Origin of the sequence: Bradyrhizobium zhanjiangense (assembly GCF_004114935.1) — a bacterium.
Classification (GTDB): Bacteria; Pseudomonadota; Alphaproteobacteria; order Rhizobiales; family Xanthobacteraceae; genus Bradyrhizobium; species Bradyrhizobium zhanjiangense.
This window is the reverse complement of the sequence record NZ_CP022221.1, coordinates 6,704,713-6,719,928: the sequence shown is the minus strand read 5'-3', so window position 1 is coordinate 6,719,928 and position 15,216 is coordinate 6,704,713. Positions and strand designations below refer to the sequence as shown.

13 protein-coding genes and 1 pseudogene are annotated in these 15,216 nt (G+C 64.9%); 12 read left to right on the top strand and 2 right to left on the bottom strand.

The window, feature by feature from the left end; genetic code table 11:
- Positions 1–12: 12 nt before the first annotated feature.
- The 6 genes from XH85_RS32215 (at position 13) to XH85_RS32190 (ending at position 5,669) form a co-directional block, all read left to right on the top strand.
- Positions 13–828: a putative hydro-lyase gene (locus XH85_RS32215; protein ID WP_128935072.1), complete on the top strand. Its 816-nt coding sequence runs from the start codon at positions 13–15 to the stop codon at positions 826–828.
- Between the two features lie 89 nt (positions 829–917).
- Positions 918–2,162, top strand: a complete 1,245-nt coding sequence (locus XH85_RS32210) for an ABC transporter substrate-binding protein (RefSeq protein ID WP_128935071.1) — start codon at positions 918–920, stop codon at positions 2,160–2,162.
- Between the two features lie 229 nt (positions 2,163–2,391).
- On the top strand, positions 2,392–3,270 hold the full coding sequence (locus tag XH85_RS32205) for a branched-chain amino acid ABC transporter permease (protein ID WP_091895304.1): 879 nt from the start codon (positions 2,392–2,394) through the stop codon (positions 3,268–3,270).
- Entirely contained in the window at positions 3,270–4,253 is a 984-nt protein-coding gene (locus XH85_RS32200; RefSeq protein ID WP_128935070.1) for a branched-chain amino acid ABC transporter permease, read from the top strand. Before XH85_RS32205 ends, XH85_RS32200 begins: the two co-directional genes overlap by 1 nt.
- A complete protein-coding gene (locus XH85_RS32195) occupies positions 4,250–4,981 on the top strand; it encodes an ABC transporter ATP-binding protein (protein WP_128935069.1) in 732 nt (243 codons plus the stop codon). The genes XH85_RS32200 and XH85_RS32195 overlap by 4 nt, the downstream gene beginning before the upstream one ends.
- A complete protein-coding gene (locus XH85_RS32190) occupies positions 4,965–5,669 on the top strand; it encodes an ABC transporter ATP-binding protein (RefSeq protein WP_128935068.1) in 705 nt (234 codons plus the stop codon). Before XH85_RS32195 ends, XH85_RS32190 begins: the two co-directional genes overlap by 17 nt.
- Positions 5,670–5,685: 16 nt before the next feature.
- On the opposite strand, the gene XH85_RS32185 is transcribed toward XH85_RS32190, so the two are convergent.
- Complete coding sequence (locus XH85_RS32185) at positions 5,686–6,087, bottom strand: hypothetical protein (protein WP_128935067.1); 402 nt, start codon at positions 6,085–6,087, stop codon at positions 5,686–5,688.
- Between the two features lie 243 nt (positions 6,088–6,330).
- The gene (gene otnC, locus XH85_RS32180; RefSeq protein WP_164939975.1) at positions 6,331–7,005 is read right to left on the bottom strand and encodes a 3-oxo-tetronate 4-phosphate decarboxylase; all 675 of its coding nucleotides are present in this window, start codon (positions 7,003–7,005) and stop codon (positions 6,331–6,333) included.
- A 105-nt stretch (positions 7,006–7,110) separates the two neighbouring features.
- Here otnC and ltnD point away from each other — a divergent pair, with 105 nt between their 5' ends.
- The 6 genes and pseudogenes from ltnD to XH85_RS32150 all read left to right on the top strand — a co-directional run bounded on the left by ltnD (position 7,111) and on the right by XH85_RS32150 (position 15,197).
- Entirely contained in the window at positions 7,111–8,028 is a 918-nt protein-coding gene (gene ltnD / locus XH85_RS32175) for an L-threonate dehydrogenase (RefSeq protein ID WP_128935065.1), read from the top strand.
- Positions 8,029–8,044: 16 nt separating this feature from the next.
- Positions 8,045–8,827: a 2-oxo-tetronate isomerase gene (gene otnI, locus XH85_RS32170; RefSeq protein WP_128935064.1), complete on the top strand. Its 783-nt coding sequence runs from the start codon at positions 8,045–8,047 to the stop codon at positions 8,825–8,827.
- Positions 8,824–10,101 (top strand): 3-oxo-tetronate kinase, encoded by a 1,278-nt coding sequence (gene otnK, locus XH85_RS32165; RefSeq protein ID WP_128935063.1) that lies wholly within the window; start codon positions 8,824–8,826, stop codon positions 10,099–10,101. The genes otnI and otnK overlap by 4 nt, the downstream gene beginning before the upstream one ends.
- Before the next feature lie 255 nt (positions 10,102–10,356).
- A pseudogene (locus tag XH85_RS32160) lies at positions 10,357–10,665 on the top strand (methyl-accepting chemotaxis protein); the annotation flags it as partial.
- 169 nt (positions 10,666–10,834) lie between these two features.
- Complete coding sequence (locus XH85_RS32155) at positions 10,835–14,014, top strand: efflux RND transporter permease subunit (protein ID WP_128935062.1); 3,180 nt, start codon at positions 10,835–10,837, stop codon at positions 14,012–14,014.
- The gene (locus tag XH85_RS32150; protein ID WP_128935061.1) at positions 14,001–15,197 is read left to right on the top strand and encodes an efflux RND transporter periplasmic adaptor subunit; all 1,197 of its coding nucleotides are present in this window, start codon (positions 14,001–14,003) and stop codon (positions 15,195–15,197) included. The genes XH85_RS32155 and XH85_RS32150 overlap by 14 nt, the downstream gene beginning before the upstream one ends.
- Positions 15,198–15,216 lie beyond the last annotated feature (19 nt).

The following is a 15,216-nucleotide window of genomic DNA, read 5'->3' as shown; positions in this document are numbered from 1 at the left end:
CAGGTCGATCCCATGACTGTTTTGGTGGCAGCGCAGCAAACTGAAACGCCCGACATGCTCCCGAGCCGCAAGGCCCGGCTCGCCTACCGCAACGGGCTGGTCGCCTCCACCGCCGGCGTCGCCCCAGGATTCGTTCAGGGCAATCTGGCGATCCTGCCGGCGGAATATGCCAGCGCCTTTCACCGCTTCTGCCAGCTCAATCCCAAGCCGTGCCCGATCATCGGCATGTCCGACGTCGGCAGCCCTTACATCCCTTCGCTCGGCGCCGATCTCGACATCCGCACCGACGTGCCGCGCTATCGCGTCTGGCGCGACGGCGAGGTCGTTGACGAACCGACCGACGTGACGTCGTATTGGCGCGACGATCTCGTCACCTTCGTGCTCGGCTGCTCCTTCTCGTTCGAAGAGGCCCTGCTCGAGGAGGGAATGCCGATCCGCCACATCGAGAAGAACGTGCGCGTGCCGATGTACCGCACCAACATCCCCTGCGGCGAGGCCGGACCGTTTGCCGGCCCGATGGTGGTGTCGATGCGTCCGTTCAAGCCGGCGGATGCGATCCGCGCGGTGCAGATCACCTCGCGCTATCCCGCCGTGCACGGCGCGCCGGTACATCTCGGCCATCCGCATCTGATCGGCATCAAGGACATTGCCAAGCCCGACTACGGCGATCCCGTGCCGGTCGCCGATGATGAGATTCCGGTGTTCTGGGCCTGTGGCGTCACGCCGCAATCCGTCATCAACGCCGCGAAGCTGCCGTTCGCGATCACGCATTCGCCCGGCCTGATGCTGGTGACGGATCTCAAGAACAGGACCATGGCCGTGATTTAGCAGGCAGCGTTTGCTGCTTGTTCGGGCTTTACCGCAGCCATCAATCACTTCATTCGATCAGCCGAAATTCAGTAACAGGGGACTTTGCCATGACGATCTCTCGCCGCGACGTGTTGTTGGGAGCTACCGCTACAGCCGCCCTGGTGCCGCTGGCAGCGCGCGCACAGACTTCGGAAGTCGTGATCGGCGTGATCTATCCGTTCTCCGGCGGCAGCGCGCAGCAGGGCGTCGATGCGCAGAAGGCCTATGAGACCGCGCTCGAGGTGATCAACAAGGACACCGATTTCGACCTGCCGCTGGCGAAAGGTGAGGGCCTGCCGGGCCTCGGCGGCGCAAAAGTGCGCCTCGTGTTCGCCGACCATCAGGCCGATCCGCAGAAGGGCCGCGCCGAGGCCGAGCGCCTGATCACGCAGGAAAAGGTCGCCGCCATCATCGGCACCTATCAGAGCGCGGTCGCCGTCACCGTCAGCCAGATCTGCGAACGCTACCAGATCCCGTTCGTCTCCGCCGACAATTCCTCGCCGAGCCTGCATCGCCGCGGCCTGAAATACTATTTCCGCGCCGCGCCGCATGACGAGATGTACTCGGCCGCGATGTTCGACTTCTTCGATGCCATGAAGAAGAAGGGCACCAAGATCGAGACGCTATCGCTGTTCCACGAGGACACTATCTTCGGCACCGATTCCGGCAACGCCCAGGCCAAGATCGCCGGCGAGCGCGGCTACAAGATCGTCACCGACATCAAGTATCGCGCCAACTCGCCGTCGCTCTCGGCCGAGGTGCAGCAGCTCAAGACCGCCAATGCCGACGTGCTGATGCCCTCGAGCTACACCACCGACGGCATCCTGCTGGTCAAGACCATGGCCGAGCTCGGTTACAAGCCGAACGCGATCGTGGCGCAGGACGCCGGCTTCTCGGAGAAGGCGCTCTATGATGCCGTCGGTGACAAGCTCGAAGGCGTGATCTCGCGCGGCACCTTCTCGCTCGACCTCGCGCAGAAGCGCCCGATGGTCGGCAAGATCAACGCGATGTTCAAGGCGCGGTCGGGCAAGGACTTCAACGACCTCACCTCGCGCCAGTTCATGGGCCTGATCATCCTCGCCGACGCCATCAGCCGCGCCAAGTCGACCGACGGCGAGAAGATCCGCGATGCGCTGGCGGCGACAGACATCCCCGGCGAGCAGACCATCATGCCCTGGAAGCGCGTCAAGTTCGACGAGGCGGGCCAGAACAACGACGCCGACCCGGTGCTGCTGCAATATGTCGGCGGCAAGTTCGTCACCATCTTCCCGCCGCAGGCCGCGATCGCCGAGGCGATCTGGCCGATGAAGTAAGCGGGACGCAGCGCCGGGGCAGGGAACCAAGCATTGTGAGAGCCGAGAAGATCGAGCCGCTAACCGCATTCTCCGTCATTGCGAGCGAAGCGAAGCAATCCAGGAATGAATCCGCGAAGACAATCTGGATTGCTTCGTCGCATCAGCACAAAATTGCTTCGCAATTTTGTCCCGAGCTCCTCGCAATGACGGAGCCCTACCGTGACGTTTTTCTGGTGGAGGCAAAGCAGTGACAGCCCAAGCCATTATCCAGAGTCTCGCGAGCGGCCTGCTCATGGGCCTGCTCTACGGACTGATCGCGGTCGGCCTCGCGCTGATCTTCGGCCTGATGGACGTCGTGAACTTCGCCCATGGCGAGTTCCTGATGATCGCGATGTATGCGAGCTTCTTTCTGTTCGCCTTCTTCGCCATCGATCCCTTGCTGTCGGCGCCATTGGTTGCGGCGGCGTTGTTCGTGTTCGGAGCGGTGGTCTACCTGCTCATTGTACGCTTCGCCATGCGAGCCAAGGCCAATGCCGGCATGGTGCAGATCTTCTCCACCTTTGGCCTTGCCATCGTGATGCGCGGCCTGGCGCAGTTCTTCTTCACGCCGGATTATCGCAGCATTCCGCAGTCATGGCTCGGCGGCAAAACTATTTCGGTCGCCGGCATCTTCCTGCCGGAGCCGCAGCTGATCGGCGCGCTGGTTTCGATTCTCGCCTTTGCCGGTCTCTACTTCTTCATCCATCGCACCGATTTCGGCCGCGCGCTGGAAGCGACGCGTGAGGATCCCGGCGCGGTGGCCCTCGTCGGCATCGACAAGAACCGCGTGTTCGCGCTCGGCTGGGGTCTTGGCGCCGCGCTGGTCGGCCTCGCCGGCGCGATCATGGCGGTGTTCTTCTACATCTATCCCGATGTCGGCGCCTCCTTTGCGCTGATCGCCTATGTCACCGTGGCGCTCGGCGGCTTCGGCAGCGTGTTCGGCGCCTTCGCTGGCGGCATCATCGTCGGTCTCGTCGAAGCGGTCACCGCCTTGGTGCTGCCGCCGTCGCTGAAGTCGGTCGGCATCTACGCCGTCTACCTGCTCGTCGTCTTCATCCGGCCGCGCGGCCTGTTCGGGTCGATGTGATGGACAAGAATTTTGCCGCGCGGCGCCGCCGCGACCTCATCATCGCCGCGGTGCTGGCCGGGCTCGCCGCGCTCGCGCCTCTGTTCATCAAGGATGTCTACGTCCAGAACATCCTGATCCTGACCTTGATGTATGCGGCACTGTCGCAGAGCTGGAACATTCTCTCCGGCTATTGCGGACAGATCTCGCTGGGCCACGCGCTCTATTTCGGCATCGGCGCCTACACCACCGAGCTCTTCTTCACCAAGTTCGGCGTGCTGCCCTGGTTCGGCATGCTCGGCGGCGGCGTGATTGCCGCCCTGATCGCGATGGGCCTCGGCTATCCCTTCTTTCGCCTGCGCGGCCATTACTTCGTGATCGCGACCATCGTCATCGCCGAAATCGGTCTGCTGCTGTTCCAGAACTGGGAGTGGGCGGGAGCTGCGATGGGCATCACCATTCCGATCCGCGGCGACAGCTGGCTGAAATTCCAGTTCCTGCGCACCAAGCTGCCGTACTTCTATTTCGCGCTGGCACTCTGCTGCCTCGCCTGGTTCGTCACCTGGTGGCTGGAAGACTCCAAATGGGGCTTTTGGTGGCGTGCGGTGAAGGACAATCCGGAGGCGGCCGAAAGCCTCGGCGTCGTCGTGTTCAACTCCAAGATGGGCGCGGCGGCCGTCTCCGCCTTCCTCGTCGCCATTGGTGGCGCCTTCTATGCGCAGTTTCTCGCCTATATCGATCCCGAGAGCGTGATGGGCTTCCAGTTCTCGCTGCTGATGGCATTGCCGGCCGTGCTCGGCGGCATCGGCACCCTCTGGGGGCCGGTGTTAGGGGCCGCCATCCTGATCCCGATGACCGAGCTGACGCGCTCCTATATCGGCGGCTCCGGGCGCGGCGTCGACCTCATCGTCTACGGCGCCCTGATCGTGCTGATCTCGCTGGCGCTGCCGCAGGGTCTGGTGAGCCTGTTCTCGCGTACCAAGGCGAAGGGGGCCACGCGATGACCGCGCTCCTTGAAACCCGCGGCGTCTGGCAGCGTTTTGGTGGCCTCGTCGCCAACAGCGACGTCTCGATCTCGGTCGGCCGCGGCGAGATCGTCGGCCTGATCGGCCCGAACGGCGCCGGCAAGTCGACGCTGTTCAACCTCATCGCCGGCGTCTTGCCGCCGACGCAAGGCTCGATCTGGTTCGACGGCGAGGACGTCACCCATATGCCGGCGACCGAGCGCTGCCAGCGCGGCATCGGGCGCACCTTCCAGGTGGTCAAGAGCTTTGAGACCATGACGGTTGTCGACAACGTCATTGTCGGCGCTTTGGTTCGTAACACCGTGATGCGCGAGGCGCGCCGCAAGGCGCATGAGGTGCTGGAGTTCACCGGCCTTGCCGCGCGCGCCGACGTGCTCGCAAGCGACCTGGTGCCGGCCGAGAAGCGCCGCCTCGAAGTCGCCCGTGCGCTCGCGACCGAGCCAAAGCTGCTGCTGCTCGACGAGGTTCTCACCGGCCTCACTCCGACCGAGGCACAGACCGGCGTGGCGCTGGTGCGTAAGGTGCGCGATGCCGGCATCACCGTGCTGATGGTCGAGCACGTCATGGAGATCGTGATGCCGCTGGTCGATCGCGCCATCGTGCTCGACCTCGGCAAGGTGCTGGTCGAGGGCAAGCCTTCCGAGGTGGTCCGCGATCCCAAGGTGATCAGCGCATATCTGGGAGATCGTCATGCTGTCGGTGCGTGAAGTCACGACGGCCTATCAGGGCCTGGTCGCGATCTCCTCGGTCTCGATCGAGGTTCAGAAGGGCGAGATCGTCTGCGTCGCCGGCGCCAACGGCGCGGGCAAGTCGACGCTGCTCAAATCCATCGCCGGCGCCGAGCGCCCGCGTTCGGGCTCCGTGATGTTCGACGGCAAGCGCCTCGACGGCATGGCGCAGCACCACATCACCGCCACCGGCATCGCCTATGTGCCGGAGAACCGCCGGCTGTTTCCGCGCCTGTCAGTGCGCGACAATCTCCGCCTCGGCAGCTATCTCTATCGCGGCGAGGCAAACCGTGAGGAGCCGCTCGATCTCGTCTTCAACCTGTTTCCGCGCTTGTCCGAACGCCTCGAGCAGCGCGCCGAGACGCTAAGCGGCGGCGAGCAGCAGATGCTCGCGATCGGCCGCGCGCTGATGACGCGCCCGCGGCTGTTGATGCTGGACGAGCCCTCGCAGGGCATCATGCCGAAGCTCGTCGACGAGATCTTTCAGGCGGTGAAGCGCATCCGCGACGCCGGCATGACCGTGCTGATCGTCGAGCAGCGCATGGCCGAGTGCCTCGAGATCGCCGACCGCGCCTACATCCTGCAGACCGGCCGCGTGCTGATGCAGGGCCCGTCCGCGGAGATCAAGGGCAATCCCGACGTCAGGAAGGCGTACCTCGGATTATAGCCGCTCGCGACGATCCCTATCCTGATTGCTTCTTGTTCCGGTTCTTGCTTGCGCCGCGCAGCGTTGACGCGGGTGCCGAGGGTTGCCCGAAGCCATTCATCTGGATGCAGGAGAGAAGGTCGACATAGCTTTCGATGCCACCGGCGGAGGCCTCGGCGTAGCATTGGGTGCGAATTTTCTCCGGCGTTGTCGTCCAGATGGACCCGAGCTGTTGCTGTGCGGTTTGTTCGTCGCTCATGCAGGCCTCGTAGGACTGCGGCTCGGTCAGCGACTTGTCGATCTCCTGAGTTGCCTTGCAATTGGCCTCGACCTTGAGATCGGGGACGCCGCCGCGCGCGGACGTCTGGGCGTTTGCGGAAAGTGGCAGGGCAATAAAGCAGGCGGCAGAGAGGAGGGCGCAGGATATTTTGAAATCCATGACAATTCTCCTAGCGATCGATGAAACAACTCCTTCAGTCAATTACAGGGGGATCATGTGCTCGCGATCCCGGTGATGCAAATCAATTCCGGTCCGCTGGTCCCGCATATCGCTCCGCCCATGCGGGCTACTGTCGTCACCACATCCTCCGTCATTGCGATCGCAGCGAAGCAATCCAGAGTCTTCCCGCGGAGGGATTCTGGATTGCTTCGCTAAGCTCGCAATGACGGGGTTAGAGCCGGGCTAATGCCCATCCCCATGCTCCGGCAACGTCACCCCGAACACCTTCACCAGATCCTTCACCTGCTCCGGCGACAGATACCGCGGGTTCATTCCGCGCAGCAGCAGGTACAGCTTCGCCGTTTCCTCCAGCTCTTCCGTGGCGAACACCGCGGCCTCTAGCGTGTCGCCGGCGACGACAGGGCCGTGATTGGCGAGAAGCACCGATGAATATTTCCCCGCCAGGCCCTTGATCGCGTCCGCCACCGCAGGGTCGCCCGGGCGGTAATAGGGCACGAGCGCGGTGGCGCCGCATTTCATCAGGTAATAGGCCGTCATCGGCGGCAGCGCGGCGCGCGGATCGATCTCGGGCAGCATCGAGAGTGCCACCGAATGGGTCGAATGCAGGTGCACGATTGCGCGTGCGCTCCCGCGCGTGTCGTAGAGCGCGCTGTGGAGCGGAACTTCCTTGGTCGGCGCATCGCCGGAAACCAGCCGTCCCCGGCCGTCCAGCCGCGACAGCCGCGCCGGATCGAGGAAGCCGAGCGAGGCGTTGGTCGGCGTCACCAGCCAGCCGCCATCGTCCAGCTTGACGCTGATATTGCCGGAGGAGCCCGGCGTCAGTCCGCGCTCGAACAGCGACCGCCCGAAGCGGCAGATATCCTCACGCAGCCGTGTCTCGTTGTTCATGGCCGTCATGCCTGCTTGTCTCATGCTTTGGCAGCGCGGCCAAGCCGTGTTATCGGTTCGCCGAGCCGCCGCAAAGGGCGGCCGTCCGGGAAACGTTTCGCAAGGGTTAGTTGCATGTCCGCCTCCACGTCACAAAATCAGCGCACCGCCGTGATCGGGCTCGGCTCGATGGGCTTTGGCATGGCGACCTCGCTGAAGCGCGCCGGCCATGCCGTGACCGGCTGCGACGTTTCGGCGGATGCCGTCGCGCGCTTCGTGAAGGACGGCGGCGCAGGCGCCAAGACGCCGGCCGAGGCGGCCAAGGACGCCGATATCGTCGTCAGCGTCGTGGTCAACGCCGCCCAGACCGAAACCGTCCTGTTCGGCAAGGACGGCGCCGCCGAGACCATGCCGAAGGGCAGCGTCTTCATATCCTCGGCGACCATGGACCCGGATATCGCGCGGCGCCTTGCCAAGCAGTTGGAGGCCACCGGCCGGCATTATCTGGATGCGCCGATCTCCGGTGGGGCGCAGCGCGCCGCGCAAGGTGAGCTGACCATCCTCGCCTCCGGCAGCTCCGCCGCTTTTGCCAAGGCGCGTCCAGCGCTCGACGCCATGGCCGCAAAGCTCTATGAGCTCGGTGAGGCCGCGGGGCAGGGCGCTGCCTTCAAGATGATCAATCAGCTCCTCGCCGGTGTCCACATTGCCGCGGCTTCCGAAGCGATGGCGTTCGCGGCCAAGCAGGGCCTCGACATCCGCAAGGTCTATGAGGTGATCACGGCCTCTGCCGGCAATTCCTGGATGTTCGAGAACCGGATGCCGCATGTGCTCGACGGCGACTACACGCCGCGTAGCGCGGTCGAGATCTTCGTGAAGGACCTCGGCATCATCCAGGACATGGCGCGCAGCGCCAGATTCCCGGTGCCGGTCTCTGCCGCCGCACTTCAGATGTTTCTGATGACATCAGCCGCCGGCATGGGCCGCGACGACGACGCGTCGGTGGCGCGGATGTATGCGCAGGTCACCGGCGTCAAGCTGCCCGGCGACAAGTAGAACTGAGAGGACTCCGATGCCCCGTTTTGCCGCCAACCTCTCGATGATGTTCACCGAGGTGCCGTTCCTCGACCGCTTCGATGCCGCCGCGCAAGCCGGCTTCGCCGCCGTCGAGTTCCTTTTTCCCTACGAGCATCCGGCCGAGGCGGTCGGCGAGCGGCTCAAGCGTAACGGCCTGACCCAGGCGCTGTTCAACCTGCCGCCGGGCGACTGGAATGCCGGCGAGAAAGGTTTTGCGGCGTTGCCAGCGCGCTTCTCCGATCTCAAGGCGAGCCTGGAGACGGCGCTGCCGTATGCCAAGGCGACCGGCGTCAAGCGCCTGCACCTGATGGCTGGTATCGCCAACCGCGGCGAGCGCGTCGCGATCGAGGCGTTCTACAAATCGGTGGCGTGGGCCGCCGAGTTCTTCGCGCCCCACGGCATCGATATCGTGCTCGAGCCGATCAATGCACGCAACGTGCCCGGCTATTTCCTCAACGATTTCGGCTTCGCCCGCGACCTGATCCAGGAGTTGCGACTTCCGAACCTGAAGCTCCAGTTCGACATCTATCACTGCCAGATCATCCATGGCGACGTCACCATGCGGCTGCGCGAGATGATGCCGATCATCGGCCACATCCAGATCGCCAGCATCCCCTCGCGCAACGAGCCCGACGGCGAGGAGCTGAACTATCCGTTCCTGTTCGAAGAGCTCGACCGACTCGGCTATGCCGGTTTCGTCGGCTGCGAATACAATCCGCGCGGCAAGACAACGGATGGGCTCGCTTGGTTCAAGCCTTACGCTGGAGTGAAGCCGTGACACTTGCGTTGGGCTGCATCGCCGACGACTACACCGGCGCCTCCGATCTCGCCAACACGCTGACGCGCGCCGGCCTGCGCACGGTGCAGACCATCGGCGTGCCTGCCGAGGATCTGGCGTTGCCCGAGGTCGATGCCGTCGTTGTGTCACTGAAGAGCCGCTCGATCGAGGCGGGCCTTGCCGTGTCGCGCTCACGCGCGGCGGAGACATGGCTGCGCGGCCGCGGCGCCGGCCACGTGCTGTTCAAGATCTGCTCGACCTTCGATTCCACCGACGCCGGCAATATCGGCCCCGTCATGGACGCACTCCGCGCCGATTGCGGCGAGGCGACCGTGCTGGTGACGCCGGCCTTTCCGGAGACCGGCCGCACCGTCTATCAGGGCAACCTCTTCGTCGGTGCAGTGCCGCTGAACGAGAGTCCGCTGAAGGACCATCCGCTCAACCCGATGCGGGATTCCAACCTGGTGCGCGTCTTGGCGCGCCAGAGCAAGACGCAGATCGGCCTCGTCGATCTCGCAACCGTCACGCGCGGGGCAGACGCGGTGCGGGCGCGGCTGGCCGAGCTCGCGGGCAAGGGCATCGGTGCCGCGATCATTGACGCCGTGTTCGACCGCGACCTCGAGACCATCGGCCTCGTTGCCGCCGAGCATCGGCTGTCGGTCGGCGCCTCCGGCATCGGCCTTGGCCTGGCGCGGGCGCTGGTGTCGACCGGAAAGGTGCGGTCGAGCGCGGCGGGCGCCGAGGGGGGCGCGGCGGTTGGCGGCCCCGCGGCCTGCCTTGCCGGGAGTTGCTCGCAGGCGACGCTTCAGCAGATCGCCAGCGCCGAGCGTGTCATGCCGGTGTTACATCTTGATCCCGAGCAGATCGTTGCAGGTACTGGCGAAGCGCAGCGCGCGCTGGCCTGGGCGCGGCCGCGCCTGGCGGATGGTCCTGTGCTGATCGCCTCGAGCGCGACACCGGAAGCCGTTGCCGCCGTTCAGGCGCGTCACGGCCGTGACGCGGCCGGGCATGCCATCGAGCAGGCGATGGCCGACATCGCCGAGGATTTGGTGCAGGCCGGGGTCCGGCGCCTGATCGTTGCGGGCGGCGAGACGTCGGGCGCCGTGGTCGACCGGTTGAGGATTCCTGGGTTTCTCGTGGGCGTGGAAATAGCCGCGGGCGTCCCGGTGCTGCGTGCGGTCGGTGCGCAGGCAGGCGAGATGTTGCTCGCTCTGAAATCCGGCAATTTTGGCGGTCCGGAGTTTTTCTCCGACGCGCTTGGGCTCATGCGCTGAGCGCAGAGCATTCTTAGTCGCCCGTTCCAGCGTCCGCGTGATCGGCGACCTCCGTGCCGGAGTCATCACCTACCGCAACGCGAGCACATGCTGTCGGAGACGCTGGAGGAAAAGCTTGCGGCCGAGAAAACCTTGGCAACAGTGGTCGAGGCGAACACAAAATTCCGCAAGTCTTACGAGGGTATGATCAGCTCGCCCGAAGAACGAGCTCTGTACAGCGAGTGGTCCAAAAAGTCGGAAGAATACAAGAAGGGCACCCAGGAGTCCGTCGCTGCGATCCGGGAAATCGGCGGCTCCATCGCGCGCTTGTCCGAGATCGCATCGGCGATCGCGGCGGCCGTCGAAGAGCAGGGCGCGGCGACCCAGGAGATCGCCCGCAACGTCCAGCAGGCTGCTCAAGGCACCCAGCAGGTCTCCTCCAACATCACCGACGTCCAGCGCGGCGCCTCCGAAACCGGCTCGGCCTCGTCTCAGGTACTGTCAGCGGCGCAGATGCTGTCGCGCGATTCCAACCGCCCCAAGCTCGAGGTCGGCAAGTTCCTGGACTCGGTCCGCGCTGCGTGAAGCACGCGGCCGCATGGCTGCAATGTAGATTTCGCAGTGCGGTAGCAGGGAAGTGAATGCGCGAAGGCCGCCGGAGGTTAGCGTTTCCGGCGGTGCTCGGGTAAAGGGGGAAATGGGGATCGCCCGGGGGCGGATTCCACATCCTCGTTGACCTGGAATTGTCTGGCGCATGATTGCTCTGGTCCGTATTGCCCTGAGCCGGCCCTATACTTTCGTGGTGCTCGCGCTGCTGCTGCTGATCATCGGACCGCTCGCGGCACTGCGGACCCCGACCGACATCTTCCCGGACATTCGCATTCCCGTGATCGGCGTGGTCTGGCAGTACACCGGCCTGCCGCCCGACCAGATGTCCGGCCGCATCACGACGCCGTTCCAGCGCGCGCTGACGACGACGGTCAACGACATCGAGCACATCACTGCCAATTCCTATAACGGCTTTGGCATCATCAAGATCTTCTTCCAGCCCAACGTCGATATCCGCACCGCGAACGCGCAGGTTACCGCGATCTCGCAGACGCTGCTCAAGCAGATGCCGCCGGGCGCGACGCCGCCCTTGATCCTGAACTACTCCGCCTCCACCGTGCCGATCATTCAGGTGGCGCTGTCGGGCGAGGGGCTTACCGAGCAGAACCTCGCCGATATCGGCATCAACCAGCTTCGCACGCCGCTGGTCACCGTGCCCGGCGCGGCGATCCCGTACCCGTTCGGCGGCAAGCAGCGCCAGGTCCAGATCGATCTCGATCCGACCGCGCTGCAGGCCCGCGGCCTCTCGGGCCAGGACGTCGCCAATGCGCTGGCCGCCCAGAACCTGATCACGCCGGTCGGCACTCAGAAGATCGGCCAGTTCGAATACAACATTCAGCTCAACAACTCGCCGCTCCGGATCGACGAACTCGGCAATCTGCCGATCAGGACCGTCAACGGCGCCATGGTCTATGTGCGCGACGTCGCAAGCGTGCGCGACGGCAACCCGCCGCAGACCAACATCGTCCACGTCGATGGCAACCGCTCGGTGCTGATGATGGTGCTGAAGGCGGGCGCGACTTCGACGCTCGACATCATCGCCGGCATCAAGCAGAAGGTGATCGACGTCAAGGACCAGCTGCCCGACGCGCTGAAGATCGGCTTCATCGGCGACCAGTCGGTGTTCGTCCGCGGCGCGATCCAGGGCGTCGCCTTCGAAGGCGTGATCGCGGCGCTGCTCACCAGTGTCATGATCCTCTTGTTCCTCGGCAGCTGGCGCTCGACCATCATCATCGCGGTCTCGATCCCGCTGTCGGTGCTGGGCGCCATCATCATGCTGTCGGCGATCGGCGAGACGCTCAACATCATGACGCTCGGCGGCCTCGCGCTCGCGGTCGGCATCCTCGTCGACGACGCCACCGTGACGATCGAGAACATCAATTACCATCTGGAGCAGGGCAAGCCGGTCGAGCAGTCGATCCTCGACGGCGCCAACCAGATCGTGACGCCGGCCTTCGTGTCGCTGCTCTGCATCTGCATCGTGTTCGTGCCGATGTTCTTCCTGACCGGCGTCGCGCGCTTCCTGTTCGTGCCGATGGCGGAAGCCGTGATGTTCGCGATGATTTGGTCGTTCATCCTGTCGCGCACGCTGGTGCCGACCATGGCGAACTACCTGCTGCAGGCGCATGTCCATCACGACGGCGGGCCGCCGAAGTCGCGCAATCCCTTCGTTTGGTTCCAGCGCGGCTTCGAGGCCCGGTTCGAGCGCATTCGCGGCGGCTATCGTGGTTTGCTCGGGCTCGCGCTGGCGCACCGTGCGGTGTTCGTGATCGGCTTCCTCTGCGTCGTCGGCGCGTCCTTCGCGCTGGTGCCGTTCCTCGGACGCAACTTCTTTCCTGCGGTCGACGCCGGCAACATTTTGATGCACGTCCGCACCCAGGTCGGCACCCGGGTCGAGGAGACCGCCAACCAGCTTGCCGACGTGCAGAAGGCCGTCCGCAAGCTGATCCCGGGCGAGATCGAGACCATGACCGACAATATCGGCATGCCGATCTCTGGCATCAATATGACCTACAACAACACCGGCGTCATCGGCCCGCAGGACGGCGATATCCAGATCAAGCTGAAAGAAGGCCACAAGCCGACCGAAGAACATGTGCGCGTGCTGCGTGAGCAGCTGCCGCGATTGTTCCCCGGCGTCAGCTTCGCGTTCCTGCCCGCCGATATCGTCAGCCAGATCCTGAATTTCGGCGCGCCGGCACCGATCGACCTGCAGATCCGCGGCGCCAATCTCAGCGCCAACTTCGCTTACGCGAATAATCTGCTGGCAAAGGTCCGCAGGATTCCCGGTGTTGCCGATGCGCGCATCCAGCAGTCGCCGAACAATCCGACCTTCAACATCGATGTCGATCGCACCCGCGCGCAATATGTCGGCCTGACCGAGCGCGACGTCACCAACAGCCTCGTGGTCAACCTCGCCGGCTCCTCGCAGGTGGCGCCGACTTATTACCTCAACCCCGACAACGGTGTGTCCTACTCGATCGTGATGCAGACGCCGCAATACCAGATCGACTCGCTCAGCGCGCTGCAGACGCTGCCGATCACCGCCGCCGGCAATGCGCAGTCGCCGATCCTCGGCGGCATCGCCGACATCAAGCGCTCGACCTCGAGCGCCGTGGTCTCGCAATACGACATCCAGTCGATGGTGCAGATCTTCGCGACCACGTCGGGCCGCGATCTCGGCGCGGTCGCCGCCGATATCCGTCAGCTGATCGCCGACACCGCGAAGGAGGTACCGAAGGGGTCCTCCGTGGTGTTGCTCGGTCAGGTGCAGACCATGAACAGCGCCTTTACTGGTCTCCTGTTCGGCCTGCTTGGCGCCGTCGTGCTGATCTATTTCCTGATCGTCGTGAACTTCCAGTCCTGGTCCGATCCCTTCGTGATCATCACGGCGCTGCCGGCGGCGCTCGCCGGCATCGTCTGGATGCTGTTCATGACGGAGACGACGCTGTCGGTGCCGGCGCTCACCGGCGCCATCATGTGCATGGGCGTTGCCACCGCCAACAGCGTGCTCGTGATCTCCTTCGCGCGCGAACGCTACGAGGAGCTCGGCGATCCCGTCGCCGCTGCGCTCGAAGCCGGTTTCGTCCGGTTCCGCCCCGTCTTGATGACCGCGCTCGCCATGATCATCGGCATGGCGCCGATGGCCCTGGGGCTCGGCGAGGGCGGCGAGCAGAATGCGCCGCTCGGCCGCGCCGTGATCGGCGGCCTGATCTTTGCAACCTTCGCCACGCTGATGTTTGTTCCTGTCGTGTTCAGCATGGTACACAAGAAACAAGGCGCCAAAGCCGCCGCCTCATTGGAGACCCCGCATGTCGCCCACTGAACCCCGCTCCCCGGTGTCGCGCCGGAAACTGGGCATCTTCGGCGTGGTGGCGCTGATCGCGGCTGGCCTCGTCGTGGGCACCGGCATCCGTGCCCGCGAGGAGCAGGGCTCCAAGCTAAAGGAATGGACCGATGATCAGGCCGTTCCCAGCGTTGCGGTGACCCAGCCCAACGCCAAGGTCCTCAACGCCACCATCGATCTGCCGGGCCGGCTGGAAGCCTATTACCGCGCGCCGATCTTCGCGCGCGTGTCGGGCTACCTGAAGACCTGGAACGCCGACATCGGCGCCCGCGTCAAGGCAGGGCAGGTGATTGCCGAGATCGAGGCGCCGGACCTGGATCAGCAGCTCTTGCAGGCCCGCGCCGACCTCGCCAGCCAGCAGGCCAGCGCCAGGCTGTCCGAGGCAACGCTGAACCGGCGCAAGACGCTGGTCGCCTCGAACTTCGTCTCCGCGCAGGAGATCGACGAGCGCACCGCCGATCTCTCCAACAAGAACGCCGCCGTGCATTCGGGCCAGGCCAATGTGGAGCGCCTGGAAGCGCTGGCCGGCTACAAGAAGATCACCGCGCCGTTCGACGGCGTCGTCACCGCGCGCGACACCGACGTCGGCGCGCTGATCAATGCCGGCGGCGGGGCGGGCCCGGCGATGTTCGTGGTGTCCGACATCACCAAGCTGCGCGTCTACGTCAACGTGCCCCAGAACTATGTGCCGGCGATCAAGATCGGCGCCAAGGCCACCATCACCCTGCCGGAATATCCGAACCGGACGTTCCAGGCGACAGTGGAAGCCTCCTCCCAGGCCGTCGACGTCGCCTCCGGCACCACGCGCATGCAGCTCGGGCTCGGCAATTCCTCAGGCGAGCTGATGCCCGGCGGCTATGCCAGCGTGAAGCTGAACCTCCAGCGCGATGCCGCGCCGCTCAGCATCCCCGCCAGCGCGCTGATCTTCAACGGCAGCGGCCTGCGCGTTGCGACTGTCGGTCCCGACGACAAGGTGCTGTTCAAGACCGTCACCATCGCCCGTGACCTCGGCCGCGAGATCGAGCTGGCCTCGGGGATCGCAGCGGATGATCGCGTCGTCACCGCACCGCCGGACGGCCTGTCGGATGGGGATGCGGTGCGCGTGGTTGGCGCCAAGGCCAAGCCGGCGACAGCTTCGGAGAAGCAGGCGCCGAGGAGCTGAGGCAGTATCGTAGGGGGCA